At 61.8% G+C, this 24,217-nt stretch carries 21 protein-coding genes and 1 riboswitch; of the genes, 3 read left to right on the top strand and 18 right to left on the bottom strand.

The window, feature by feature from the left end; genetic code table 11:
* Positions 1-38: 38 nt before the first annotated feature.
* From HJB84_RS05515 to epmA, 8 genes are all read right to left on the bottom strand, one after another.
* On the bottom strand, positions 39-1,217 hold the full coding sequence (locus HJB84_RS05515; protein ID WP_221115439.1) for a glycosyltransferase family 4 protein: 1,179 nt from the start codon (positions 1,215-1,217) through the stop codon (positions 39-41).
* 43 nt (positions 1,218-1,260) lie between these two features.
* Positions 1,261-3,741 (bottom strand): glycoside hydrolase family 2 protein, encoded by a 2,481-nt coding sequence (locus tag HJB84_RS05510; protein ID WP_221115438.1) that lies wholly within the window; start codon positions 3,739-3,741, stop codon positions 1,261-1,263.
* Positions 3,742-3,757: 16 nt separating this feature from the next.
* Positions 3,758-4,738 (bottom strand): DUF1839 family protein, encoded by a 981-nt coding sequence (locus HJB84_RS05505; protein WP_221115547.1) that lies wholly within the window; start codon positions 4,736-4,738, stop codon positions 3,758-3,760.
* Entirely contained in the window at positions 4,729-5,637 is a 909-nt protein-coding gene (locus HJB84_RS05500; RefSeq protein WP_207582206.1) for an amino acid--[acyl-carrier-protein] ligase, read from the bottom strand. Before HJB84_RS05500 ends, HJB84_RS05505 begins: the two co-directional genes overlap by 10 nt.
* Before the next feature lie 5 nt (positions 5,638-5,642).
* A complete protein-coding gene (locus tag HJB84_RS05495; RefSeq protein WP_221115437.1) occupies positions 5,643-6,824 on the bottom strand; it encodes an acyl-CoA dehydrogenase family protein in 1,182 nt (393 codons plus the stop codon).
* Positions 6,824-7,075 (bottom strand): acyl carrier protein, encoded by a 252-nt coding sequence (locus HJB84_RS05490; RefSeq protein WP_012559298.1) that lies wholly within the window; start codon positions 7,073-7,075, stop codon positions 6,824-6,826. Before HJB84_RS05490 ends, HJB84_RS05495 begins: the two co-directional genes overlap by 1 nt.
* Before the next feature lie 262 nt (positions 7,076-7,337).
* Complete coding sequence (locus HJB84_RS05485) at positions 7,338-8,390, bottom strand: lysine-2,3-aminomutase-like protein (RefSeq protein WP_221115436.1); 1,053 nt, start codon at positions 8,388-8,390, stop codon at positions 7,338-7,340.
* Complete coding sequence (gene epmA, locus HJB84_RS05480; RefSeq protein WP_221115435.1) at positions 8,387-9,448, bottom strand: EF-P lysine aminoacylase EpmA; 1,062 nt, start codon at positions 9,446-9,448, stop codon at positions 8,387-8,389. The genes HJB84_RS05485 and epmA overlap by 4 nt, the downstream gene beginning before the upstream one ends.
* A 148-nt stretch (positions 9,449-9,596) precedes the next feature.
* Here epmA and efp point away from each other — a divergent pair, with 148 nt between their 5' ends.
* Positions 9,597-10,166, top strand: a complete 570-nt coding sequence (efp, locus tag HJB84_RS05475) for an elongation factor P (protein WP_207582210.1) — start codon at positions 9,597-9,599, stop codon at positions 10,164-10,166.
* 70 nt (positions 10,167-10,236) lie between these two features.
* Here the strand turns inward: efp and HJB84_RS05470 are convergent, their stop codons facing one another.
* The 6 genes from HJB84_RS05470 to metA all read right to left on the bottom strand — a co-directional run bounded on the left by HJB84_RS05470 (position 10,237) and on the right by metA (position 16,292).
* On the bottom strand, positions 10,237-10,965 hold the full coding sequence (locus HJB84_RS05470) for an SIS domain-containing protein (RefSeq protein ID WP_207582211.1): 729 nt from the start codon (positions 10,963-10,965) through the stop codon (positions 10,237-10,239).
* Positions 10,966-10,981: 16 nt separating this feature from the next.
* Positions 10,982-12,133, bottom strand: a complete 1,152-nt coding sequence (nagA, locus tag HJB84_RS05465; RefSeq protein WP_207582212.1) for an N-acetylglucosamine-6-phosphate deacetylase — start codon at positions 12,131-12,133, stop codon at positions 10,982-10,984.
* A complete protein-coding gene (locus HJB84_RS05460; protein WP_221115434.1) occupies positions 12,133-13,164 on the bottom strand; it encodes an SIS domain-containing protein in 1,032 nt (343 codons plus the stop codon). The genes nagA and HJB84_RS05460 overlap by 1 nt, the downstream gene beginning before the upstream one ends.
* Positions 13,161-13,934 (bottom strand): GntR family transcriptional regulator, encoded by a 774-nt coding sequence (locus tag HJB84_RS05455; RefSeq protein ID WP_221115433.1) that lies wholly within the window; start codon positions 13,932-13,934, stop codon positions 13,161-13,163. The genes HJB84_RS05460 and HJB84_RS05455 overlap by 4 nt, the downstream gene beginning before the upstream one ends.
* A 249-nt stretch (positions 13,935-14,183) precedes the next feature.
* On the bottom strand, positions 14,184-15,206 hold the full coding sequence (locus tag HJB84_RS05450; protein ID WP_207582215.1) for an aldose epimerase family protein: 1,023 nt from the start codon (positions 15,204-15,206) through the stop codon (positions 14,184-14,186).
* Positions 15,207-15,368: 162 nt separating this feature from the next.
* The gene (gene metA, locus HJB84_RS05445) at positions 15,369-16,292 is read right to left on the bottom strand and encodes a homoserine O-succinyltransferase (RefSeq protein WP_207582216.1); all 924 of its coding nucleotides are present in this window, start codon (positions 16,290-16,292) and stop codon (positions 15,369-15,371) included.
* Between the two features lie 50 nt (positions 16,293-16,342).
* Positions 16,343-16,420: riboswitch (SAM riboswitch) on the bottom strand.
* Positions 16,421-16,574: 154 nt separating this feature from the next.
* Between metA and HJB84_RS05440 the strand changes: the two genes are divergently transcribed.
* A complete protein-coding gene (locus HJB84_RS05440; protein WP_207582217.1) occupies positions 16,575-18,437 on the top strand; it encodes an ABC transporter ATP-binding protein/permease in 1,863 nt (620 codons plus the stop codon).
* Between the two features lie 48 nt (positions 18,438-18,485).
* Here HJB84_RS05440 and HJB84_RS05435 read toward each other — a convergent pair whose 3' ends face one another.
* The 4 genes from HJB84_RS05435 to HJB84_RS05420 all read right to left on the bottom strand — a co-directional run bounded on the left by HJB84_RS05435 (position 18,486) and on the right by HJB84_RS05420 (position 22,362).
* Positions 18,486-19,115: a hypothetical protein gene (locus HJB84_RS05435; protein WP_221115432.1), complete on the bottom strand. Its 630-nt coding sequence runs from the start codon at positions 19,113-19,115 to the stop codon at positions 18,486-18,488.
* 119 nt (positions 19,116-19,234) lie between these two features.
* Positions 19,235-21,055, bottom strand: coding sequence for an ABC-F family ATP-binding cassette domain-containing protein (locus HJB84_RS05430; RefSeq protein ID WP_207582219.1), 1,821 nt, complete (start codon positions 21,053-21,055; stop codon positions 19,235-19,237).
* Between the two features lie 3 nt (positions 21,056-21,058).
* Positions 21,059-21,715: a thiamine diphosphokinase gene (locus HJB84_RS05425; protein ID WP_207582220.1), complete on the bottom strand. Its 657-nt coding sequence runs from the start codon at positions 21,713-21,715 to the stop codon at positions 21,059-21,061.
* Between the two features lie 122 nt (positions 21,716-21,837).
* On the bottom strand, positions 21,838-22,362 hold the full coding sequence (locus HJB84_RS05420; RefSeq protein ID WP_207582221.1) for a MarR family winged helix-turn-helix transcriptional regulator: 525 nt from the start codon (positions 22,360-22,362) through the stop codon (positions 21,838-21,840).
* A gap of 115 nt (positions 22,363-22,477) precedes the next feature.
* Here HJB84_RS05420 and HJB84_RS05415 point away from each other — a divergent pair, with 115 nt between their 5' ends.
* Positions 22,478-24,016, top strand: coding sequence for an MDR family MFS transporter (locus tag HJB84_RS05415; protein ID WP_207582222.1), 1,539 nt, complete (start codon positions 22,478-22,480; stop codon positions 24,014-24,016).
* Positions 24,017-24,217: the final 201 nt, after the last annotated feature.

Below are 24,217 nucleotides of genomic sequence, written 5' to 3'. Positions count from 1 at the left end.
GCAAAAATGTTAAAATAAAGCGGAGTGGCGACCTCACCTTAGCTTGCCTGCATCGCCGATAGCTTCTGAAGCGCTTTCTCATAGCTGTTCTCAGCGAGGTAGCGCAGCAGGAAGGCCCGCGCCTTTTCAGCCTTCTCTCTCGCAAGCTCGGGCGCGCGGAAGATATCCCCGAGGCGCGCGGCCGCGGCTTCCGGAGAAGGATCTGCCCAGACCGCGCCCTCGAGCCCGGCAAATTCCGGATGGGTATCGACGACCGGAATGAGGGGAGAGTCGACCAGCCATGTATTGTCCGGATCGCAGAAATCCGCCGTGCCCGACCAGGCGGTTGAGATAACCGGCGTGCGCTGCATGATCGCCTCGGCAACCGTCAGCCCGAACCCCTCGGAACGATGCAGCGAAAGATAGGCGTCGGAAGAGCGGATGAGGCCGTTGATCTCGGCGTTCGACAGCCTGTCAGTGACGATTCTGATCCGGGCGTCACCCGCGACCGAAGCGACCAGTGCGCGCAGGCCTTTGTCCTTGTTCACATCGCCGCTGGCCTTCATCAACAGGAAAGCGCTTGGGGCCTCGGCGGCGAATATCCTGAAGGCTTCGATCACCGCCTGCGGATTTTTCCGGTTGATCGAGGAGCCGGCGCTGAAAATGAAGCTGACGAGAAAGGCGTCCTTCTCGATGCCGAACTTCTCCCGCATGCCTTCCGTTGCCGGCGCCGCGGTGACGGGATGCGGAACGACGATAACGGGTGCCTTGGTGAGCGGCGCAATCGCCCGCCGGGTGAATTCCGACGGCACGAAGACGGCATTCATATAGTGCATAGCGTTGCGCCACTCGGCCGGCACGACTTCGAGCTCCCAGGCGAAATACCCGATATTGAAGGCGCGGGTGAAATTCGCAACGCCCTTCTTCAGAATGGCGCGCGGCAGCATCGGCGGATTGAGATGCCAGATACGGCTTCCCGGCGCCTCGATCGAGAGAGGCGACGGTGTCCATCCGGCGAAGGACTCTTCGTCGGGATGCGTGCTGACGTCGGAAAGCGAAATCGCCCTTCCCGCCTCCGACAGAGCGCCGGCGCAAAGCCTTGCCGATTCGCCGACGCCGACAACCATCGAGAGATAGCCGACGATTTCCACCGGCTTGCGCGGATTGAAGGCAAGCCGCGATCGCGGGATCAGCCGCTGCAGCACATGGGCACGCAAAAAGCGGTATGTCGTTCTCAAATCGCGGTCTTTCTCAATGGATCGGCATCGTTTTTCGCGAGATTCAGCCCGAGAGGGCGACACGATGCGAACTTCCCAGACTTCTAATCTCGCCTGCAGGCGCGATATCGCTTTCGGTGCCGGGCAGCGCCGAGAGCGTCACGCGCCGCATCGCACCGGGGGCGAGGTGGAACCAGTCGTCGTCGGCCCGGTAGCCTTCGACGTCGATATGCACCGATTGCGCCAGCCGGTCGGTCCTCAGATCGACGAACCAGTCGTCGCCGTCCCTGCCGAGTGATGCTTCGATGCCGGCATCATGCAACGCCTTCCCCCGTCCGCACGGGAAGTGGAAGCTTTCCGCGAGGATGGCGCCATCTGCCAGCGAACGCAGGCGCGCAACACTCGCATCATGCGACGGCGGCCCGAAACGGAAGGCATAGGTCGTATCGAAAAAGGCGCCGAACAGCGCGGTGCAGGCAATACGCTCCGTGTCCCTTGCGGCCAGCTTGAAAGCCCTGCTACCGCTGAGCACCTGCTGTTTTCCGTCCCGCAGGCAGATGACTTCGAGTTCCACATCGAGAGCGGCATCCGTCTCGTTGATGATGTGCACGTCGAGACCGTTGGTTCCCTCGTCGGTGAAAACCACCTGAACCGGCCGGAATGCACGGCGCATCGCATACCAGGCCGGCTTTGGCTCACCGGTGGAATCGATCACGCCCCAGCCGGGACCGGGCAGCAGATCCTGCAACGTCCAGACGAGCGCGCCGTTACAGGAGGAGCCCTTGCGCCGCCATTCGGCAAAGGTCTCTTCGATCACCTCGCCAGTGACGGCGCGGGAGAGGTCGAGATAATGCCCCGGATCTTCGCGGCGCAGCTGGGCCGGATCGAGGTCGTAGAGAAGCTGCAGGTAGAAATCGCGAACATCCTCGAAATCCCAAGATGCGCTGCGGTCGCGCGGCACACGGGCCTTCCACAGTGGGCTGTGCACAGCCGGCACATCGAGATGGCGTTGCAGCGTCCTTTGCTGCGGCACATGCGCGAAGGCGAGGCTCTCGGAGGCAAAACGAACGTCGGCGCGACGCGCATCGGCAATCGGCAGCATATAGGCGCCGACGCCGTAATAATGGGCAATACCGGCATTGGGTGAAAACGGCATCGCTCCGCCATAGGGCGAGTTCGGGACATAGGGCACGTCCGGACGCATGCGCGCGACGACCGCCGGGATGATTTCATCGGTGACCGGCCCGCTCCAGAATTCCATGGGCAGGCCGAGCATCGCCGCCTGCTGGTGGATTTCGCTGCCGCCGCAGAGCACTGCGAGGGAAGGCGACGCCTGGACGCCGTGCAGGAATTCCTCGACCTCGGCATGCACATGGCCGAGAAAAGCCTTGTCGTTGCGCGGATAGTCGAAATTGGCGAACATGAAATCCTGCCACACCAGCAGGCCGAGCTCGTCGCAGAGCGTAAAGAAATCGGGCGTCTCGTAGACCATGGTGCCGCCGATGCGGATCATGTTCATGCCGGCGCCAGCGGCAAGCCGCAGGAACGGCTCATAATCCGCCCGCCCGCCCGGCAGACGCGCGATATCGGCTGTCGTCCAGACCGCGCCGCGGCAGAAGATGCGTTCGCCGTTGACGGTGAGCGCGAAGTCGTCGCCGTCTTCGCCGTGGTCAACGTCGATCCGCCGGAAGCCGGTCCTGCCCAGCGGATATTCAACGCCGTCGGAAATCAGCGTCAGCTCGTAGAGGCGCGGAGCGCCATGCGTATGCGGCCACCAGGGCTCGATGTCGGAAAGCTTGAGGATAGCCGAGTAATGATTGTCGCCGATCTTCTCGAAGGGCTGCTCCATCCCGCCGCAGTGCAGCAGCATCGCGGGATGCTCGGCATTGCTATGCAGGGAAACGCTGAGGCGGCCGACGCCGCTTTCCTCCAACACCGCGCGGATGGAGACATTGTCGATCGAGACGGGATTGCGCCGCAACATCGAAATCGGCCGCCATGGCCCGACGGCATGGATATCGGGGCACCAACCCGGCATATGACCGAGCAGCGTCGTGCGGAAATTCTTCAGCCCCGCCGGCGTGATCATCTGCGGCCGCCAGCGTGCGCGCGGGCCCGGCTCCGACAGCCGGGGGCCGAGCGCCCGGAAGCATAGCGCCAGTTCGTCGCCGCCCGAAAGCGTCACCGGAATCTCGTGCGCCGTGAACATGCTCTCGGAAAACAGGATTTCTTGGCCGTTCAGGAAGACATGGCAAAGCGTCGCGAGCCCTGCAAAACGCAGGATTGCCTCGCCGGGCTCGGCATCGAAGAGCCGGCAGAGATACCAGGCGTCCCTGGTGTTCAACGGTTCGGGATTTTCCCGATCGAACAGTCCGGCCTTTTCCAGCGCTGCGGCGACGGTTCCGGGAACGGGCGCTGGGATGAGCCGCGCGGAGAGCGGGATATCGTGCGGCACGGCGCAGGCGCCCGGCTCCGTCAGGATCAGGTTCCAGCCTTCGGAAAGCAGACTTTCCTCGGCACCGATGCTTGCCAAACGCCCCCGCATGGTCAGATCTCCGGCCTCAGATTCGCCCCGCAAGCGACGCCATCATGGAATCCCATGCATCGGCAGCCGGATCAAGGGCTGCCTGCAGCGGTTCGAACTTCCGGCGAGCGATGGCACGGGCAAGCTGGAACTGCACGGATTTCGCCGTATCCGAAATGCGCCGGGCATGCTCGGCGGCCGCGGCGAATTCATCAGCAGAAAGCCAGACCAGATAATCGGCCGCCAGCTCGAAATTGGCGCCCACCTGGCGAAGCGTATTGAAGGCATATTTGTGGAAGAAGCCGAACGGCCGCTCCGCCACCGCTTCGACCTGCTGCGGAAAAACGCTTGCAAATGCACGGATCGGATTTTCGCTGGGACGCCTGTTGAAATGAACGCCGGCAAGCCGCCGGGCGGTCGCGCGCAGATACTTTTCATCAGCGGGCTTTTCCGGGAACCGGGCAAATTCCGCATAGGGCAGGAACGGCGGCTCATTCTCCGTCAGCTGCAGCTGGAACAGCCCGTTGAAATCCTCGCCTTCGAGGCGGAAATAGCCGGCATTGTGGAAATAATCGACACGCTTGGCGGCAACATCCAGCCGGTTGATGGCCACCGTCGTCTTGCCGTGCTCCAACAGGTAGGCGGTCCCGCGCGTATCCGGCATGTAGAAGGAATCCATCTCGATCAGGCAGAGACGGCCCCGCGCGATCTGAACTTCGACATGGCGTTCGACGCGGTCGTAAATGGCAAGCTCGGTCGCGCGAATGCCGTAGAGCGCTTCGAGATCTTCGAGCGGCACCTTGAAGAAGGTGAAATGGTCGCCCTCGAAATCCTGCGTCAGAGTGAAACCGAGCATCGCCTCGGGCGCAACGCCTGAGGTCGCCAGCACCTCGATCCAGAGATCGACATAGCAATTGGTTTCCGGCCAGGTACGCTCGCTCGAATGCAGCGCGTGCTGACGATAGGTCTCCGGGTCGATTCCCGAAAATACCGATGTCATCGACCGGCTCAACCCCACAGCGCTTTCCGTACGCTGGCCGGCCATTCCTTCACATCGAGCCCGTGATGATGGAAGAGAGCCAGCGCGATGCGCTCCAGTCCGAAGCCGACGCAGGCGGTGTGGGCGACACTGCCGTCTTCAAGATTGAGACCCCATTTCGTCCCGAAGGCATCCTGATGGTAGTTGAAGCTCATGCAGGCGGTCGGATTGGCGGTCGAGGTGATCGGGATCAGCAGTTCGAATTTCAGGTTCTGGTCGCGCTGGTTGTTGGCGAGCATCTTGCCGGCGCGGCCGAAGAACGGATCGTTGGCGATATCGATCGTCACCTCGAGGCCGACGGCCTTCATCATCTCGACACCGCGATCCATCCAGCGCTGGCGGAAATCGGTAACGTGCTCTTCGGTGCCCATGCAGACATATTCGCGCATGCGAAACAGCTGCTGGCGGGCCGGATCCTTCGACGGTTCGTGGCGGAAGCAATAGGATTGCAGGTCGAAGAGGCCGCCCGTCTTCGGCAGGTTGCCGCGCTTGGCGATCGTTGGATAGAGTGGATAACAGGCGGCCGGCGTCAACACGATGTCGGTCGCCTCCTGCCCCTTGGTCCAGTCCTCGCCGACCTCCATGCATTGCAGCAGACTGACATGATCCAGTTCGCTGCCGCAGAAGCTGTGCACCGTGCCGGCGAGCTGCGGAAAACTCTTCATGTAGCCGCTCGTCTCGAAGAAGGCGCGGTTCATGCCGGGCGGAAAGCGCATGGCCTCCGCGCCGTCGGCGCCGCCGAACGTGTCGATTAGGCGCTCGAAGGCAGCGATCACCTCTTCGAACTGGCCGCTGCGGCCATAGAGCCCATCGATGCCGGTATCGATCAGCAGCCCGGCTTCGAAAAGCCGGTCCAGAAACGAGGTCTGCATATCCATGACTGTCACCCCAGTAGGCTAGTGTCCTGCTTATGGACAAGAAGCATGCTCGACGTATTGCCGAGGATGCGGTCGTTCGAAATCATCAGCTGTGCGGAGTGCGCGTCGCGCAGATGGCGTCCAAGGCTGAAGGGCGTGCCATTCTTGTAGCCCATGATGCCGCAGATCAGCATGGCGTGGTTGACGATCTCCAGGATCGTCTCGGACGAGGCGATCTTGACGTTGTTCATCGCCACCGCAAATCCCATCGAAGACAGCCGGTCGACATCGACCTTGGCATCCTCATAGGCCTTGAGGCCGGCAACCACATTGGATTTCACCATCTGCAGCAGGTTCGAAACCTCGGCCAGGCGCAGCGCGCCCGGCGGCTGCGCATCCGGCGCCTTGCGGGCGGCAGCGCGCACGAAAGCCTGGGCGCGGACGACGGCGTCGACCGCGATGCCGTACCAGACGCCGCTCCACAACAGATGCGAGGAGGCGAGCATGGATTGCGCGGCGATCTCCGCGAAAGGCTTCGGCAGGATCTGATGCGCCGGCGCTTGCCCCTTGAAGAGGAATCCGTCGGAGCAGGTGCCGCGCATGCCGAGCGTATTCCAGACATGCGTTTTCTCGAGCGTGTACTGGTCCTTGAGGAAGGCCGTCAGCACCTGATCGGAGGAAGCCGCCTGCGCATGGGCACGCGAGGTGATGAGAATGGCGTCGGCATGTGAACCGTAGGAAATGACGGTCGCATCCTTTTCGAGGCGGCAGGTGTCACCATCGACCTCGACCGCGCAAATGCTGTTGCGCAAGTTTCCGCCGATACCACCTTCGGTGGTGGCCGATGCGATCAACAGCTGATCAGCGGCAATGCGGCGCATGAAGTCGCGGTGCCATTCGCTGTCGGCACCGTGTTCAACAAGGCTCGACAGCTTGATGTGATGCATGGCGAAGACCATGGCGCTTGCAGCGCAGGCCTGGCCGAGCATCGAGCACAATTCGGCGATCTCGGTGATCGAGGCGGATTCGCCGCCGAATTGGCGCGGCACCTGGATGCCGAGCAGCCTTTCGGCCTTCATCGCATCCACGGCTTCGCGCGGAAAGCGGGCTTCGACGTCGACCGCATCGGCGTGTTTCGCCGCGATTTCGACGACGCGGGCCACTCTTGCGACAAGACCGTCCTGCATGATCTTGACGGGGAAATTCATCAGGCGACCTTCCGGCTGTCCCGGATGAGATCGACGGTCCTGGCGATGGCAGAGATGCTCGCGAAAGATTTGCGATTCAGGAGATTGTCGGGAAATTCGATGTCGAACGCCTCTTCGATGCCAAGCATCAGCTGCACCGAAGCAAAGGATGTCAGACCGGCCGCATAAAGGTCGGCATCGTCGGCGACCTGGTCGATCGACGCAGGAAGTTTGCCGAATTTGGCTACGAGGTCGCGGATTGTCTTATTCATCCCATCACTCCAAGATTCTCATGATCCCGAACCGGCGTTCATCGCCTTGTCATGAGCGTTCTTTTAGTGCGGAAAACAGAAAATTCCGCTAATTTATTGGGTTAAATATGATTAGCGCTCACAGTTAGAATTTTAGCGACCATTTCCATGCAAGCGGCAATAATAGTTTTATATCAGTCGTTTAAACTCGTTTCGAGCGCGACGGACGCCGCAGTTTGGAGCGCAGCGAGTACAGAAATGACACGAAAAGCACCCGTTTGCGTCAATCCGCGGGCGGATAGGAATGTTCGCCGCCGCGATAATCCGAGACGGAATAACACCCGTCACCGCTAGCCCGGATGGCGCTTCCACTGACAACGGCCTTGCCGTGACCACCCGGTATATCGAGGATGTAGGCCGGCTGGCAGAGACCGGAAATCTGCCCTCGCAGCGCGGCGACGATCCTCTGCCCCTCCTCGATCGTCACTCTGAAATGACCGGTGCCGGGCGCCAGATCAGGATGATGCAGGTAATAGGGTTTGACGCGGATTTCGACGAAGGCCTTCATCAGTGCCGCAAGCACGTCGGGATCGTCGTTGACGCCCTTGAGCAGCACCGACTGGCTGACCATGGCGATGCCGGCATCGACGAGGCGGGCGCAGGCAGTACGCGCTTCCGCCGTCAGTTCTCTGACATGGTTGGCATGCAGCGCCACATAGACCGTCTTGCCGCTCGCCTTCAGCGCGGCGATCATCGCCGCATCGATCTTCCCGGGATCGACAACAGGAACGCGGGTGTGGAATCGCACGATCTTCACATGGGCGATCCCGGCAAGTGCCTGCATGATATCATGGAGGCGGCGCGGAGAAAGCACCAGCGGATCGCCACCGGTGAGGATGACCTCCCAGATCTCCTCGTGACCTCTGATGTAGTCGAAAGCTGCCTGCATCGCCGCCGCATCGAGCGTGCCGAGGCCCTGCGGCCCGACCATTTCGCGCCGGAAGCAGAAGCGGCAATAAACCGGGCAGACATGCACGGCCTTGAGCAACACACGATCGGGATAGCGGTGAACGATGCCTTCGACGGGGCTATGGGCATGATCGCCGATCGGATCGGCGCGTTCTTCTCGGGCGATCGTGAGTTCGGCTATGTCAGGCACGAATTGCCGTGCGATCGGATCATCAGGATCGGTGAGGTCGATGAGCTCGCTGATCACAGGTGTCAGCGCGATCGCGTAACGCGCCGCAACCTGCTCGAGCGTTGCGCGATCGGCGGGCGCGACCAGCCCTGCCATCACCAGATCGTCGACGCTTTTGAGCGGTTTGACGGCATTCATCTTCCGTACTCCGCAACCGGCGCCCAGAGCACCTGATCGATGCGCGATGCTCCCGTCGCCAGCATCACCAGCCGGTCGAAGCCGAGCGCGATGCCGCTTGCCTCACGCATCAGCGAAACTGCGGCAAGGAAGTCCTCGTCAATCGGATAGGTTTCGTCGTAGACACGCGCCTTCTCGGCCATTTCGATCTCGAACCGCCGGCGCTGTTCGGCAGCATTGGTGAGCTCGCCGAAGCCGTTCGCAAGCTCGACGCCGCAGGCGTAGAGTTCGAACCGCTCGGCAACCCTGGCATCGCGTGGCGAGGGACGCGCAAGTGCAGCCTCCGAGATCGGATATTCGTCGAGGATGGTGATGCGGCCGAAGCCGAGATGCGGCTCGATCTTTTCGACCAGCACCCGGCTGAACAGATCGGCCCAGCCATCGTCATCGGCAACACGCATGCCGGCGCGCTTCATCTCTGCCGCCAGATGATCGCGATCGGTCGACCCGTCGGCGGCGACCGAGGCGAGAAGATCGATGCCGGCATGACGCTCGAATGCTTCGGCAACGCCAATCCGCTCCGGACCGGCGAAGGGATCGCTTTCGCCACCGCGATAGGCAAGTTTTTCAGTCTTTACCGTTTCGGCCGCGAGCGCCAGGATCCGCACACAATCCATCATCAGGCTCTCGTAGCTTTCGCCGGCCCGATACCATTCAAGCATGGTGAATTCAGGATGGTGCAGCGGCCCGCGCTCGCGATTGCGATAGACATGGGCAAAACACGAGATGCGCTCCTCACCCGCCGCAAGCAACTTCTTGCAGGCGAATTCCGGCGAGGTGTGCAGATAGAATGGCGTCTTTTGCCCGTCCGTCGTCAGTGCTTCGGTGGCGAAGGCATGCAGATGCGCCTCGTTGCCCGGGGAGATCTGCAGCACCGCCGTATCCACCTCGATGAAATCCTCGCGCGCGAAAAACCCGCGCAACGCCGCCTGGATCGCATTGCGCCCGATCAGGAACGGACGGCGATCGGCGTGTACGGACGGGTTCCACCAGGGGGACACTTTCGCCGAAGAGTTCATTCCAAGCTTTCTTCGCCGGAGAAGCCGGTATGGGGATGGCTATTTCCCGGATTTTAGGTTAGTTGCGCCCCCAAAGAAAAATATTTGCGTCTTCGAGGCGTCTCGGCAGTTCTCTACGACGCCGAAAGCCGAGTTACAAGGAAGTCTTATGGTCAAGGTCATCGCCTCTTCGGTCCGCAAGGGCAACGTTCTCGACGTCGACGGCAAGCTTTACGTCGTTCTCACCGCTCAGAACTTTCATCCGGGCAAGGGTACGCCGGTCACCCAGGTCGACATGCGCCGCATCGTTGACGGCGTGAAGGTTGCTGAGCGTTGGCGCACCACCGAACAGGTCGAGCGCGCCTTCGTCGAGGACGTGTCCTTCCAGTACCTCTATCAAGACGGCGAAGGCTTCCACTTCATGAACCCGAGCAACTACGATCAGGTCGTGGTTGATGTCGACACTATGGGCGATCAGAAGGTCTATCTGCAGGAAGGCATGTCCTGCATCCTCTCGATCTATGAAGGCCTTCCGCTGGCACTCGAGCTGCCTCGCCACGTCACGCTTGAGATCACCGAGACGGAACCGGTCGTCAAGGGCCAGACGGCATCGTCCTCCTACAAGCCGGCCATCCTGTCGAACGGCGTGCGCGCCATGGTGCCGCCGCACATCAATGCCGGCACTCGCGTCGTCATCGCGACGGAAGACAATTCCTACGTCGAACGCGCCAAGGACTGATCCCTGGTTCATTCCATACAAAAGGCCGGTTCCGACCGGCCTTTTTTGTGTCCGCCGCCAACAATGCTGATCAGAGATGCGGGTTGCGCGGCCGGTATTTCTGGACAAGCTTCTGGTTGATCTCGGCTGCACCCGGCATGTTGGCGCTGAGATAAACCGGCGCATCGCCGGATTTCGAAAGCTCGGAGGCGACCTCGGCGAAGATCGCATTGATGACCGTCACCCCGACCGCCGTCGAGACCGGCCCGACCCGAAGCCCCGTGCCTTCGAGGTCGAGAACGGCGTCACCCGGTGGCAGCCCATTGTCGAGCACCACATCGGCCGCGTCGGCGAGCCGCCGGCGGCCATTGGCGATCGCTGAGGAATAGGCGATCGAAGTGATGGCAATCACCTTTGCGCCGATTTCTCGTGCGTAGTCGGCGGCTTCGATCGGCGCGGCATTGACGCCCGAATTGGAGGCGATGATGATGACATCGCCCGGCTGCATGCCGTAACGCTCCAACATGGGCCGAACCAGGCCCTGCGTGCGTTCATAGACCGAACTGATGACCGCACCCTCATGCAGCATCGCCGAGCCGACGAGCACCGGCACGGTGAAGGCGAGCCCGCCGGCACGATAGTGCACCTCTTCCGCCAGCATATGCGAATGGCCAGTGCCGAAGACATAGACGCGCTTGTCGCCGTGGGCAGCATCGAGGATAACCGCCGCCGCCTGCGCCATCGGCTCGGCAAGCGTCTGCTTCAATTCTTCCAGCCGGCCGATCAGGTTGGAGAAATAGGCATCCGTGATGTCAGTCATCCCACTTCTCCTTGAGTCAAGCCGCTTCGCCGCTGAGCCAGGTGGCGGTGACCGAGAGCGCATCGGTGAGATGCACGAGATCGGCGCGCGCGCCTGGTGCGAGATGGCCGCGATCGCCCAGTCTGAGAAAGCGGGCGGGATAAAGCGTTGCCATGCGCAAAGCCTCGGCCAGCGTCAGATCGAGATAGGTGACGCCGTAGCGAATCGTCGAGATCATGTCGACGTCGGAACCGGCCAGCGTGCCGTCGGATAGTACCAGCTTCGAGCAGAACCCGCCCCGTTCGCGCCGGACGGCGCGCCCGTTCAGCGTGAACGAATCCTTCTCCGACCCGACGAGCGACATCGCATCGGTGACGAAAAACAGTCTGCCTTCGCCGCGTTTGGCACGCAGCGCCGTGCGCAAAGCCTTCGGATCGACATGGTGACCATCGGCAATGACGCCGCACCAGATCGAGGGATGATCGATCGCCGCGCCGACGAGACCGGGGGTACGGTGTCCGAGCTGGCTCATGGCGTTGAAGAGGTGCGTGACGCCGCGCGCTCCGGCATCGAAACGTTGTTCCGCTGCCTCGCTCGAACAATCGGAATGACCGATACTGACGGTGACGCCGGCTTCGGCAAGCTCACGCACCTGGGCAACCGTCACCTGCTCGGCAGCCATGGTGACGAGCAGCGTGCCGATCGCCTCGCGTGCCCGGATGAAGGCCTTGACGTCTCGATCCTCGACCGGCCGCATCAGTTCGGCCAGATGCGCACCCTTGCGCGCAGGCGCCAGATGCGGGCCTTCGAGATGCAAGCCGGCGACGCCACGGTTCGCCTTCACCGCCTCCTTGGCGGCCTCGATTGCGGCAATGGATGCCTCGGACGTGTCGGTGATCAGCGTCGGCAAGAGCGATGTCGTGCCATAGGGCCGGTGTCCAGCAGCGATGATCTCCATCGAGGTGACGGAAGGCTCGTCGTTCAGCATCCGCCCGGCGCCGCCATTGACCTGCGCATCGATGAAGCCGGCCGACAGAACCCCGCCGGCAAGCGTCACCGTCTCGCCGTCCGGCAGATCGTTTCCAGCAGCGATCGCCTCGACGCGGCCGTCGGCAACGATGAGTGCTTTCTCGTCATGGAAGCGCTCGCCATCGAAGATGCGGGCGCCGATGAAGATCTTGCGGACCATCAGACCGTCTCCGTCACCTTGAGCAGGTTCGCCGGCTTGTCGGGATCGAAGCCCTTGCGGCGCGTCACCGACTCGATCAGCCGGTAATAGACGAGCAGCGACACCAGCGGATCGACAAGGCCATTGCCCGTCGTCGGCACGCGCAGATTGACCCCGGAAAGCGGCTGCGTGGAGAAACCGACGGTGGTGGCGCCGAGCTTCTGCAGGCGCTCCAGCGCTTGAACGTTGTTGACGAAGGCCGCATCGTCGGGCGCAAAGGCGATGATCGGAAAGCCCGGCTGCACCAGGCGCATCGGGCCGTGCATCAGTTCCGCCAGCGAGAAGGCCTCGGCATGCAGGCCGGAGGTTTCCTTGGCCTTCAGCGCCGCTTCGAGCCCGATTGCAAAGGCCGGGCCGCGGCCGGCCATATAGAGCGAGGTCGCATTGAAAAGCACCTCCTCGGCTGCCGCCGTGTCGATCCCGGCGGTTGCCGAAAGCGCCTCCGGCAGCCTGCCAAGCGCAGCCTGTAGGTCGGACGCGCCGCCGACCGCAACGGTCACGCCGGCAAGGGCGGCGACGGAAGCGATAAAGGATTTGGTCGCCGCGACGCTCTTTTCCGCGCCGGCATTAAGCCCGAGAACGATATCGGCTTGCTTGGCAAGCGGACTGTCGGCGACGTTGACAACGGCAATCGTCGTCGCCCCGCCCCTTTTGGCCGCATCCTGCAATGCGATGATGTCGGGGCTTGCACCCGACTGCGAGACGGTGAAATGCACACCCCCCTTCAGATGCAGCGCGGCACCGTAGACCGAAGCGATCGACGGGCCGACCGAGGCGACCGGGACGCCGCAGGTGATCTCGAAGAGGTATTTGAAGAAGGTGGCGGCATGGTCCGAGGAGCCACGCGCCGCCGTCGTTACCACGCTCGGGCGGGAGGACGAAAACAGCCGGGCGATCTCGGCAAAGGCCGGCTTTTCCTTTTCGAGAAGCGTGGCCACCACCTCTGGGGATTGGCCGGCTTCCTGCAGCATCAACGACTGGTTCTCATTCATAGGTCATCTCCGATTCTCAATTCGGCAACGAAATCATAGGCATCGCCGCGATAGTGCGAGCGGGTGTACTCAACGACGCGCTGGTCTTCCAGGCGCGAGACGCGTTCGATCAGCAGCGCCGGCGCGCCTGATTTGACGTTCAGGATCGCCGCTGAGGACGGATCGAGCGTAACTGCGGTCAGCCGCTGCAGCGCACGTACGGGCTTGTGACCGTTGGCCGCCAGCGCATCATAGAGCGACCCCTCGCCGCCGGGATCGCCGCCTAAGAATTTGATCGGCACCACGGCGCGTTCGATCGCAAGCGGCAGGCCGTCGGCGAGACGCAGCCGGTCAAGCCTCAACACCGGCTCGTCGCCGCCAAGGCCCAGCAGGAAGGATTCCTCCGGCGACGGCGTATTGACCGCCCGCGACAAGATCAGCGCGGCTGGCAGACGCCCACGCGAACGCATGTCGGCGGAGAAGGAGGAAAGCCGCCAGAGCGACTGCTCCATACGCTCCACTCTGCTCGATACGAAGGTACCGCTTCCGTGGCGCGATTCCAGTGCACCTGAAGCCATCAGATCGCGATAGGCGGTGCGCACGGTGACACGGCCGAGCTTCAAGGCCTCGGCAAGGTCGCGCTCCCCTGGCAGCGCCGTGCCAGGCTTCAGCAGGCCTTCCTGAATAAGGCCGGTCAGCGCCTGCGCCAGCCGCTTATAGAGCGGGCCGGACAACGCCTCGTCACGCAGGCCGCGGTTGTTCAGTTCCGCTATCAGACTGGTTCTATCCATAAGCACACAATAGAACCTATCTAGAACCAATCCACAAGGCGGAATCGCACCCGGCCAAGAAAAAACCTCCCCGGAGACCGGAGAGGTTCATAGCGCTGATGCATGTCGCCCAGAAGGGCGCAGCGGTTCCGGGATAACGACATGCATAAAAACAAAGGACTAAAGCGCGTCGCATGAATCAAATTTGATGCGACGCGCTTTAGAATTTGACAACCGTGCGTCCATAGAGCCGTGCGTCTGAAAAAGACGTCAGCTCTTGGTGAAGATATAGTCCGTCTCCTGGCGCAACACTTCGCCGGGGCGCAGCACCGCATTCGGGAAACCTTGGTGATTGACGGCATCCGGCCAGACCTGCGTCTCCAGGCAGAAGCCAGCAAACGGGCCGTACTTGCGCCCGCCGATGCCGGGAGCGCCGGTATCCAGTTTGAAACCGGCATAGAACTGCACGCCCGGCTCGGTGCTGCGCACTTCCAGCGACACACCGGAATACAGGCTGCGGGCAAGCGCGACGCTGCGCTTGGCGGTGCGCTCGCCGGACAGGCAAAAATTATGGTCGTACAAGGCCTGTTCGCTGCCGACGAAACGCTTCATCGGCGCCATCTCGCGGAAATCGAATTCCGTGCCCTCGACGGAACGGATCTCGCCGGTCGGCACCTGTTTCTCGTCGGTCGGCAGATAGTGGTCGGCAGCGATCATGATGTCGTGGCCAAGCGCATCTTCACGGCCGTCGAGATTGAAATAGGCGTGCTGGCAGACATTGGCGAGCGTCGGCTGGTCGCTGGTCGATTCATAGATCACCGACAGTTCGCCGTTGCCGTGCACCCAGAAGGTTGCCTGGATGGTGCAATTGCCGGGATAGCCGGCGCGGCCATCGGGATCGACAATCTTCAGCACCACCCGGTCGACCTCATGCTCGACGACCGTCCAGTTGCGTTTGGCGATATTGTCGCTGCCGCCATGCAGATGGGTGACGCCATTTTCGTTCAGCTCGAGCTGGCAGTCCTTGCCGTCGAGCGTGAAGGCGCCGCCACCGACACGGTTGGCGCAGCGGCCCGGCGTCGCGCCAAAATAGGCCGAATGGAGCGGGTAGCTGTCAAAATCGTCGAAACCGAGCTGCAGTGGGGCCTCATGTCCCTTAAGACGCAGATCCTGGATGACCGCGCCCCAGGTGATGATCTTGGCCGTCAGCCCGCCGCCCTTGATCTCGACGCGATAGACGGTCTCGCCTGCCTTCGTCTGCCCGAAAACTTCCCGCTCCAACTTATCCGACATGATCGACCGTCCATTCTCATTCAAAGTTTTTCAGCGTTGTGCGTCACAAAGACCCACAACGCTTTCGGTTTCAGGAGCGGAACCTGCCCGCATTTGCTCCAAACCGCAACCGGTCGGATCAGAAGAAACGCCCCGGCATCGGCCGAGGCGCAGTCCGACGCTTCAGAGGTCCGTGCCGATCTCCTCCACATCAAAGGGGGTCGTCTGGTAGATCTCGTTGATCCAGTTGCCGAACAGGAGATGCGCATGGCTGCGCCAGCGGTTCTGCGGCGTCAGCGCCGGATCATTATGCGGGAAGTAGTTGTGCGGCATCTTGATCGGCACGCCGGCGTTGACGTCGCGGAAATACTCGTCGGAAAGCGATGTGGAATCATATTCGACATGATTGAACATGTAGAGCCGCCGCCCCCTCCTTTCGTGCACGAGGCAGACACCCATCTCGCCTGATTCCATCAGGATCTCCAGGCTTTCGGATGGCTCGATATCGGCGCGGCGCACCTCGGTCCAACGCGACACTGGCACCTCGAAATTGTCGGAAAAGCCGTTGAGATAGATGGAGGATGGCTTCAGGTTCCGGTGGCGGTAGATGCCGAAGGCCTTTTCTTTCAACTCGTATTTCGGAACACCGTGGAAATGATAGATCGCCGCCATCGCGCCCCAGCAGACGTTCATCGTCGAATGCACGTTCGTTTCCGTCCAGTCGAGAATCTGCTGCATTTCCGGCCAATAGGTGACGTCTTCATAGGGCAAAAGCTCGATCGGCGCCCCGGTGATGATGAAACCGTCGAACTTGCGGTGCTTCACTTCCTCCCAGGTCTGGTAGAAGGCGAGCAGATGATCTTCGGACGTGTTCTTCGCCTTGTGGCCGCCGATGCGGATCAGCGACAGCTCGACCTGCAGTGGCGAGGCGCCGACGAGTCGGGCCATCTGTAGTTCGGTCTTGATCTTGTTCGGCATAAGGTTGAGCAGCCCGATCTGCAGCGGTCGGATATCCTGACGGATCGCCAACGTCTCGGTCATCACCCGCACACCCTCTTGAACCAGGGTTTCGAAGGCGGGCAGCGTATCGGGGATCTTGATGGGCATTGCGGTCACTCGATCAAAAAAACAAAAAACCGGCGGCGAAAAAAATCGCTACCGGTCCGCACGCGGCCCTTTAGCGACTTTTTTAACGTGGCTGCAAGCCGGCCGGCCAAATCACCACGGAGCTTTAATTAGCCCCAGTCGGACCGCGAATCAACTGCCGAATGCACGCAGGAGCGATGCATGCAAGCATCATCACAGTTTAATGACTGATAGAATCTGTTGATAGACCGGTAACGCCACCATGTTAATAATGGTAAGCATGGGCGATGTTGGAAAAGCGTAATGGCAGATAAGATCGAGGGGAGGCCGGGCATCCGAAGGCACGATAGGGTGGGGTATGATCTCAGCCTGACGAATCGCCTCGGGGTTATGTTCTCCGCATTCTGGAATTCGCAAGTGCGTGGCAAGGTGCTGTTTCTGGCGACCGTGCTGATCCTCGTCATCCTGTTGACGTCCTACGGCCAGGTCATCCTCAATCAGTGGAATGCTCCCTTCTACGACTCGCTGGAGCGCCGCGATCTCGGTGAATTCTTCCACCAGCTCGAAATCTTCGCGATGATCGCCGGCACGCTGCTGCTGCTCAACGTGCTGCAGGCATGGCTGAATCAGATGACCGCGCTCTATATGCGCGAGGGCCTGTCGCGCGACCTCGTCGATCAGTGGCTGAAGCGCAAGCGGGCACTGCGGCTTGCTTCGAGCGGTCTGATCGGCGTCAATCCGGACCAGCGCCTGCATGAGGATTCCCGCAACCTCGCCGAAAGCACGACAGGGCTCGTTCTCGGCCTGCTGCAGTCGACCATTCTTCTGGTGAGCTTCATCGGCGTGCTCTGGGAGCTTTCCAGCGGCTTCATCTTCCACATCAGCGGCCACAGCTTCTCCATTCCCGGCTACATGGTCTGGGCGGCGATTTTCTACGCCGCCTCCGCCTCGGTGCTGAGCCAGGTCGTCGGCCGCAAACTGGTCAAGCTGAATGCCGACCGCTTCTCGAAGGAGGCCGAGCTTCGCTTCACGTTGATGCACGCCAACGAGAACATGCCTGCGATCACCGTCGCCCGCGGCGAGGAGAATGAGCGCCGGCGCATCAACACCGACATCAGCTCGGTACTGAGGGTCGTCAAGCGGCTCGCCATGGCCAATACCAACCTCACCTGGGTTTCGGCCGGCTACGGCTGGCTGGTGATCGTCATCCCGATCATCGTCGCCGCCCCCGCCTATTTCTCCGGCGGCCTCACCCTCGGCCAGCTGATGATGTCGGTCGGCGCCTTCAATCAGGTCAACACGGCGCTGCGCTGGTATGTCGCCAACTTTGGCCCGATCGCCGAATGGCGCGCGACACTGATGCGCGTCACCGATTTCCGCCAGGCGCTGCTCGACATGGAGGAGGAATTCGCCCAGAAGGACGGCATCGCCTATGAAAACACTGCGCCCGACACGCTGACGTTGAAGGATGTGGTGATCGTTGCCAAGATCGGTGAAGAGATCGACGAATGCGGCGGTTTCCGCCTGCGTGAAACCGATGTCGTGATCAAGGCCGGCGAAAAAATCATGATCAACGGCGATCACAGCGTCAACCGCAAGCTACTCTTCCAGGCGATGGCCGGCCTCTGGCCGTGCGGCAGCGGCACGATGGGCCTGCCGCCGATCGACGACATGCTGTTCGTCCCGCAGATCGCTTATGTTCCCGGCGGCACGCTGCGCGAGGCGCTGGCCTTTCCCGCAAGTCCTGATGCCTACGAGCGAGCCGCTGTCGAGACGGCCCTCGACAGAGCCGGCCTGCATTCGCTGATCGCAAGGCTCGATACCCGCGCCCGTTGGGACAAGCTGCTCGACAGCGATGAACAGAAGGCGATCGGCTTTGCCCGTCTGCTTCTTGTGCGCCCGCGCTGGATCATCTTCGACGAAGTGCTGGAAGGCATGGAGCCGGAATGGCAGGAGATGATGGCCAAACTGCTGACCTCCATGCCGGAAAGCGGCATGATTTACATCGGCCGCTCCGAGGCCTATCTCGAGGCGCTCAAGCCGCGCGTACTGCATCTGCAGGCGCTGCCGGCAAGATCTGAGGAACCGCAGCAGCAACAGCAAGTCGCTCAGACCGGCACCAGCGCCAGTACAGGCGCTGCCGCCATGCCCGCGCCGGCGCTGTAGAGCGCCGTGCGTCCGATAGACACTATATCACTTTGAATTTCACGCTGGTCACATCGGCGGCGTGATGCCATTCAGGCCGACGGCCACCTGGCTGGCCGAGATGCTGCCGTCTGCCGCCTTCTCGCCGGTGACGATGACGCTGGCGCCGGCCTTCAGATCGTCCTTGGTCGCCGGCGCCAAGGTCACGATCGGCGTGCCGTCGGCAATCGTGATGGTTTTTTCCTTGCTTTGATAGGTCAGCGTGATCGTGTGGCCGTCGACGGATTTGACGGCATTGCTGACGGTCGCATTGGTCATCTGGCTGTTCGGCTGAGCATCCCAGGGACGGTTGCCCTCGCCGGTCCCCTTCATCGACGCCGGAAAGATTAATACCTCGATCGCCCCGTCAGGGCCGGCGCCTTTCGGAAGCGAGGCGACCCCGACGAAATCGCCGGGCTTGATATCCTCGACCGAGGCTTTTTTGATGCCGCCGACTTTCCAGCCGGCTTTCAGCGTAATTATCGCATCGCTGCCTTCGCGCGTCTTGACGACGAGACTATCGCCACTGAGGCTTTCGATGGTGCCACGAACGCGAACACGGTTGCCATCCCGCGCCTGTGCGGCCTGCGAGAGCGCAATCGCGACAAGACCGCCGCCGGCAAGTGCTGTGAAAATCTTGGAATAGGCCTTGCGAGACATATGACTTTTCCTTGTCGCCATTGCTATCGGCGCTATCCCCAGCTGCCGGGCGACACTCTATGCCGCGCGTCGATACACTGGCCAATCAAGGAAAGGTGAGACTGCGAGTTTGCGAAGCCTCAGCCTTCCAGCTCTTCGCGCAGCATTTCGAGCTCCAGCCACTCCTCCTCCATTTTCATCAGGCCGGCGCGTAGTTTTTCCATCTCGACGGCAAGCCGGTTGAAAGCTACGGGATCGCGCGTGAAAAGATTGGGATCGGCCATCACCTGTTCGCGCTTGGCGATCTCGGCTTCGGCTTTCGCCATGTCCTTCGGCAGATTTTCCAGCGCGAATTTCTGCTTGAAGGAAAGCTTGCCCCTCGAACTTCCAGCAGAAGACGCTGCCTCCTGGGTCTTCGGCCTCTCCGCCGCCTTCTCGGCCCGCTTGCGCTCCTCGATCGCGCCCTTGCGCTGCGCAAGCATGTCCGAATAGCCGCCGGCATATTCGATCCAGCGGCCGTCAGGTGCGTCCGCCATGGCAGGTGCGATCGTCGAGGTCACGGTGCGGTCGAGGAAATCGCGGTCATGGCTGACGAGAATGACGGTGCCGGGAAAGCCAGCGACGATTTCCTGCAGCAGGTCGAGCGTCTCGATATCGAGATCGTTGGTCGGTTCGTCGAGGATCAACAGGTTCGTAGGGCGCGAGAGAATCCGCGCCAGCATCAGCCGGGCGCGCTCGCCGCCGGAAAGGCTTCTGATCGGCGTCCGCGCCTGTTCCGGCTGGAACAGGAACTCCTTCATGTAGCCGGTGACATGACGCTGTTCGCCGTTGACGAGCAGGTTTTCGCCGCGCCCATCCGTCAGGTAGTTGGCGAGCGTATCCTCGGGATCGAGATCCTCGCGTTTCTGGTCGAGTGTGGCGATCTCCAGATTGGTGCCGAGCTTGATCGTGCCGCTATCCGGGGAAAGCTGACCGGTCAACATCTTCAAGAGCGTCGTCTTGCCGGCACCGTTCGGCCCAACCAGACCGATGCAATCGCCGCGGTGCACGCGGATCGAGAAGGGCGTGACGATTGCCCGGTCGCCGAAGCTTTTGGTGATCTTGTGAGCTTCGATCACCAGCTTGCCGGATTCCTGCGCGTCCGAAGCCGTCGCCTGCACCGAGCCCTGCGGCCCCTTATGGCCGCGATAATTCGAGCGCATCGTCTGCAACTCGCCGAGGCGGCGCATGTTGCGCTTGCGCCGCGCCGTGACTCCATAACGCAGCCAGTGCTCCTCGCGCTCGATCGCCTTGCCGAGTTTATGCTGCTCCAGCTCCTCGGCCTCCAGCACCTGGTCGCGCCAGGCCTCGAAATGCGAAAATCCCCTGTCGAGCCGGCGCGAGGTGCCGCGGTCGAGCCAGACGGTTGCCGTCGAGACCTTTTCGAGAAAACGTCGGTCGTGCGAGATCAGCACCAGGGCGCTGCGCGTCTTCTGCAACTCGCCTTCCAGCCATTCGATGGTCGGCAGGTCGAGATGGTTGGTCGGCTCGTCGAGCAGGAGAATATCGGGCTCCGGCGCCAACACGCGGGCAAGGGCGGCCCGACGCGATTCGCCGCCGGACAGCATGCTCGGATGTTCCTCGCCGGTCAGCCCGAGATGCGACAGCAGATAGGTGACGCGATAAGGGTCGTCGCCCGGCCCGAGACCGGCTTCGGCATAGGCATGGACGGTGTTGAAGCCGGCAAAATCCGGCGCCTGTTCGAGATAGCGCACCGTCGAGGAAGGATGACGGAAGACTTCGCCAGACTGCGCCTCGACCAGGCCGGCGGCGATCTTCAGCAGCGTCGATTTTCCCGAGCCGTTGCGCCCGACCAAGCAGATTTTGTCCCCGGGCTCGATCTGCAGGCTAGCACCAGCCAGCAGCGGTGCGCCGCCGAAGCTCAGGAAGATATCGTCGAGTTTCAGAATGGGAGGGGCCAAAAATCAGACTCCGGAAAGATCATAGGGCCTGGCGAGCACGATCGCCCGGCCGCTGCGGAGCGAAAAGCGAATCTTGCTTTCCGCAACATTGGAAATGGTGCGCGACGAGCCGAAAGGCAGATGGAAATCGGCCAGCGGATAACGCGCATTCTCGATGGAAAGCCCGGTCAGCTCGCTGAACCCGAGCACGGAAAACAGGCTCCCCTTGGGAAGATCCAGCTCGACCGTCCCGGCAAGCAGCGGCACTGCCTCTTCCTTGCCCGAGGTCAGCAGCACGTCGAAACCCTCCTCCGCCAGACTGACGGCCGACAGCAGATGCTGAAGCGCGTGGTCCGAGCGTTCGCCGCCAAGAGCACCGGCCAGAATCAGCCGCCGCGCACCCCGCGCGATCGCTTCCGACACGGCGATTTCGCCATCCGTCGCCGCCTTTGCCGCGGGATAGGGCTGTTTCGGCACATCGGGAAAGGCACCCTCGAGATCATCAGGCGTCGAATCGAAATCGCCGACCCAGAGCTCCGGCTCGATACCGAGTGCCACCGCATGCCGCATGCCGCCATCGGCCGCGATGGAACGGCTGCCGCCGATGGCTTGGCGCAGGCGCTCCGTCAGGCTGAGTTCGCCGCCGAGGAGAATGGTGAAGGTGGATGGGCTCATGGGCATTGCCCTTAGCGCAAACCGGGGGTCGAGGGGAAGGGGCGCCGGCGGATCGGCGCCATTTCCCTTCGAGCGCCACTAGAACAGGATGTCGCCCGAAAACCGCACACACTTTTCGGCATCATGCTCTAGCCCGGCGTATCCTTGTCGCGCGACCGGAAGACCGCCTCGTAACCGCCGATGAAACGCTCGAAAAGCATTGCGAAACGAGCGACATCCTGCTCAGGCCAGTCGGAGACGATCTCGGAGATGATCGCGAGTTTCTGCGCGACGATCTCGGCCAGCAGATTCTGGCCGACCTCGGTCATGACAACGACAATCCGTCGCGCATCGGCCTGCGAAGCTTCGCGGCGCAGCACGTTCCGCCCGACCATGTCGGCCACCACCCGGCTAGCCCGTGACGGATCGATGCGCAGCATCTCCGCGATCATGCCGACGGTGACCTCGCCGGCAGGCTTTGCCCTCCGCACCGCATCGAGCACGTCGAGATGCGAAAGTTCAAGGCCCGGTGCAGCACTCTGGATCGCCAGCCGGCCGATCAATCGCCGCCCGGTCATCAACCGCATGCGCCCCATGCTCCGGCCGATGCGAGGCACGTTTTCCTCAACCGGCTCTGGCTCGGTGGAAATGGTCTTGGTCAGCACTTCGTTCATGCCGGGACCATAACAGAGCCGCGGCGGAATTTGAATATGCCGATGTCATTAATGTGCCATTGACAAATACATGCTGTTAGCACATAAAAATCTACCCAACCCGGAATGATGCTCCATGGATATGCAACTCGCGCCTGCGCCGCTCGTGACGGATCCTCGTCGCCGGCTCATCCTCTTCTTCTTCCTGATGACGGCCATGTTCATGGCGACACTAGATAATCAGATCGTTTCCACGGCGCTGCCAACGATCGTCGGCGAGTTCGGCCATCTGGAGCGCTTCGGCTGGATCGGCTCGGCCTATCTGCTGTCGCTGAGCGCCGTCATGCCGGTTTATGGCAAGCTTGGCGATCTCTTCGGGCGCAAATACGTGATGATGACGGCGATCATGATCTTCACTGTCGGCTCGGCGGTCTGCGGCCTTGCGGTCTCCATGAACACGCTGATCGCCGCCCGCGTGCTACAGGGCCTTGGCGGCGGCGGCATCATGGTGTCGATCTTCTCCGTCAATGCCGATCTGTTCGAGCCGCGCGAGCGGGCCCGCTACCAAAGCTATTCCAGCCTCGTGTTGATGGCGTCAGGTGCGATCGGACCGGTGCTTGGCGGCACGATGAGCGACCTTTTCGGCTGGCGCTCGATTTTCCTCGTCAACGTGCCGATCGGCTTAATCGCACTTGCCGGCCTTGCCGTGATGCTGCCCTATCGCAAACCGCATCGCCGGCCCAAGATCGATTATGCCGGTGCGCTGCTTCTCGCCCTGACGACGACCAGCATCGTGCTTGCCACCGACAGCAGCGAACTCTTCGGCGCATTGGTCTCGCCACAGAGCATCGTCATCATCGCCTTCGGTATCGTTTGCGCCGTCGCCTGGGTGCTCGTCGAACGCCGCGCGCCGGAACCGATCGTTCCCCTACAGCTCTTTCGCAATTCGACATTCAGCCTGCTCCTGGTGATGTCGATCATGGGCGGCGCCATCGCCATCGGCATGGTCAACTATCTCGCCCTCTTCCTGCAGACCACCACCGGCCTTTCGCCCTCTGCCGCCGGCGCGCTCTTCATTCTTCTGACGGGCGGCCTCGTCTGCGGATCGCTGTCCGCAGGCCGCATCATCTCAAAAACGGGGCGTTACAAGCCCTTTGCCATCGCAAGCCTGACCTGCAGCGCCATCGCCTTTGCGCTGATGTCGCAGATCCACGCGGGAACGCCGATCGCCTTCATCGGGGCGATCATGATGCTGCATGGCATCGGCATCGGCCTTGCCCAGCAGGTTCCCATCATCGGCGTACAGAATGCAGCGCCGGCCCGCGATGTCGGCGCCGCCACCGGTTCGGTGACGCTGTCGCGCATGGGAGGTGCATCGATCGCCATTTCCATCTATGGCGCCATCATCGCCTCTCAGCTCGACAAGGTCGGCGTCTCCATTCCCGGTGTTATCGATATCGAGCAGCTGACGCCGAAGATGATGGCCGCCCTTCCCGAAGCAAGCCGCCAGGCTGTCGCCGATGTCTATGCCGCCGCCTTCTCGCCGCTCTTCATGACCTCCTGTGCTATTGCCCTGATCGGCCTTGTGGCGGCCATCATGCTGAAACCTGTGCAGCTGCCCCGCGCCGGTGAAGCGAAGATGCCGCAACCGACGACGGCGAATGCGGCGGAGTAACCGGATCGACCCCGCAGAATACCTCATCGGGAGGAGTTCCTTCCGCGATGATATTATCGGTGGTTGCAATTTTCTCGCATCGCTGTCGCTATCAGCTCGGTTACTTCAATCGGCCCGTTCTTTTTCTTCGCCGCCGACGAATCTCCGCGTTGTGACGGAACTTTCGCCATAATTTCATCCGAGCGAAGGGAAGGCCTCACG

The sequence above is a fragment of the Rhizobium sp. NZLR1b genome (genome assembly GCF_019685155.1).
GTDB lineage: Bacteria > Pseudomonadota > Alphaproteobacteria > Rhizobiales > Rhizobiaceae > Rhizobium.
Note: the sequence above shows the minus strand (reverse complement) of the source record. Positions and strands in the feature narration are given on the sequence as shown.

Coding starts and splice junctions, on each gene's coding strand:
- efp (WP_207582210.1), top strand. CDS start 9,597: ATGGTCAAGGTCATCGCCTCTTCGGTCCGCAAGGGCAACGTTCTCGAC.
- HJB84_RS05435 (WP_221115432.1), bottom strand. CDS start 19,115: ATGTCTCGCAAGGCCTATTCCAAGATTTTCACAGCACTTGCCGGCGGC.
- HJB84_RS05455 (WP_221115433.1), bottom strand. CDS start 13,934: ATGGATAGAACCAGTCTGATAGCGGAACTGAACAACCGCGGCCTGCGT.
- nagA (WP_207582212.1), bottom strand. CDS start 12,133: ATGGTCCGCAAGATCTTCATCGGCGCCCGCATCTTCGATGGCGAGCGC.
- HJB84_RS05495 (WP_221115437.1), bottom strand. CDS start 6,824: ATGAATTTCCCCGTCAAGATCATGCAGGACGGTCTTGTCGCAAGAGTG.
- HJB84_RS05450 (WP_207582215.1), bottom strand. CDS start 15,206: ATGTCGGATAAGTTGGAGCGGGAAGTTTTCGGGCAGACGAAGGCAGGC.
- metA (WP_207582216.1), bottom strand. CDS start 16,292: ATGCCCATCAAGATCCCCGATACGCTGCCCGCCTTCGAAACCCTGGTT.
- HJB84_RS05470 (WP_207582211.1), bottom strand. CDS start 10,965: ATGACTGACATCACGGATGCCTATTTCTCCAACCTGATCGGCCGGCTG.
- HJB84_RS05415 (WP_207582222.1), top strand. CDS start 22,478: ATGGATATGCAACTCGCGCCTGCGCCGCTCGTGACGGATCCTCGTCGC.
- HJB84_RS05490 (WP_012559298.1), bottom strand. CDS start 7,075: ATGAATAAGACAATCCGCGACCTCGTAGCCAAATTCGGCAAACTTCCT.
- HJB84_RS05420 (WP_207582221.1), bottom strand. CDS start 22,362: ATGAACGAAGTGCTGACCAAGACCATTTCCACCGAGCCAGAGCCGGTT.
- HJB84_RS05425 (WP_207582220.1), bottom strand. CDS start 21,715: ATGCCCATGAGCCCATCCACCTTCACCATTCTCCTCGGCGGCGAACTC.
- HJB84_RS05510 (WP_221115438.1), bottom strand. CDS start 3,741: ATGCGGGGGCGTTTGGCAAGCATCGGTGCCGAGGAAAGTCTGCTTTCC.
- HJB84_RS05440 (WP_207582217.1), top strand. CDS start 16,575: ATGGCAGATAAGATCGAGGGGAGGCCGGGCATCCGAAGGCACGATAGG.
- epmA (WP_221115435.1), bottom strand. CDS start 9,448: ATGAACTCTTCGGCGAAAGTGTCCCCCTGGTGGAACCCGTCCGTACAC.
- HJB84_RS05460 (WP_221115434.1), bottom strand. CDS start 13,164: ATGAATGAGAACCAGTCGTTGATGCTGCAGGAAGCCGGCCAATCCCCA.
- HJB84_RS05500 (WP_207582206.1), bottom strand. CDS start 5,637: ATGGATATGCAGACCTCGTTTCTGGACCGGCTTTTCGAAGCCGGGCTG.
- HJB84_RS05485 (WP_221115436.1), bottom strand. CDS start 8,390: ATGAATGCCGTCAAACCGCTCAAAAGCGTCGACGATCTGGTGATGGCA.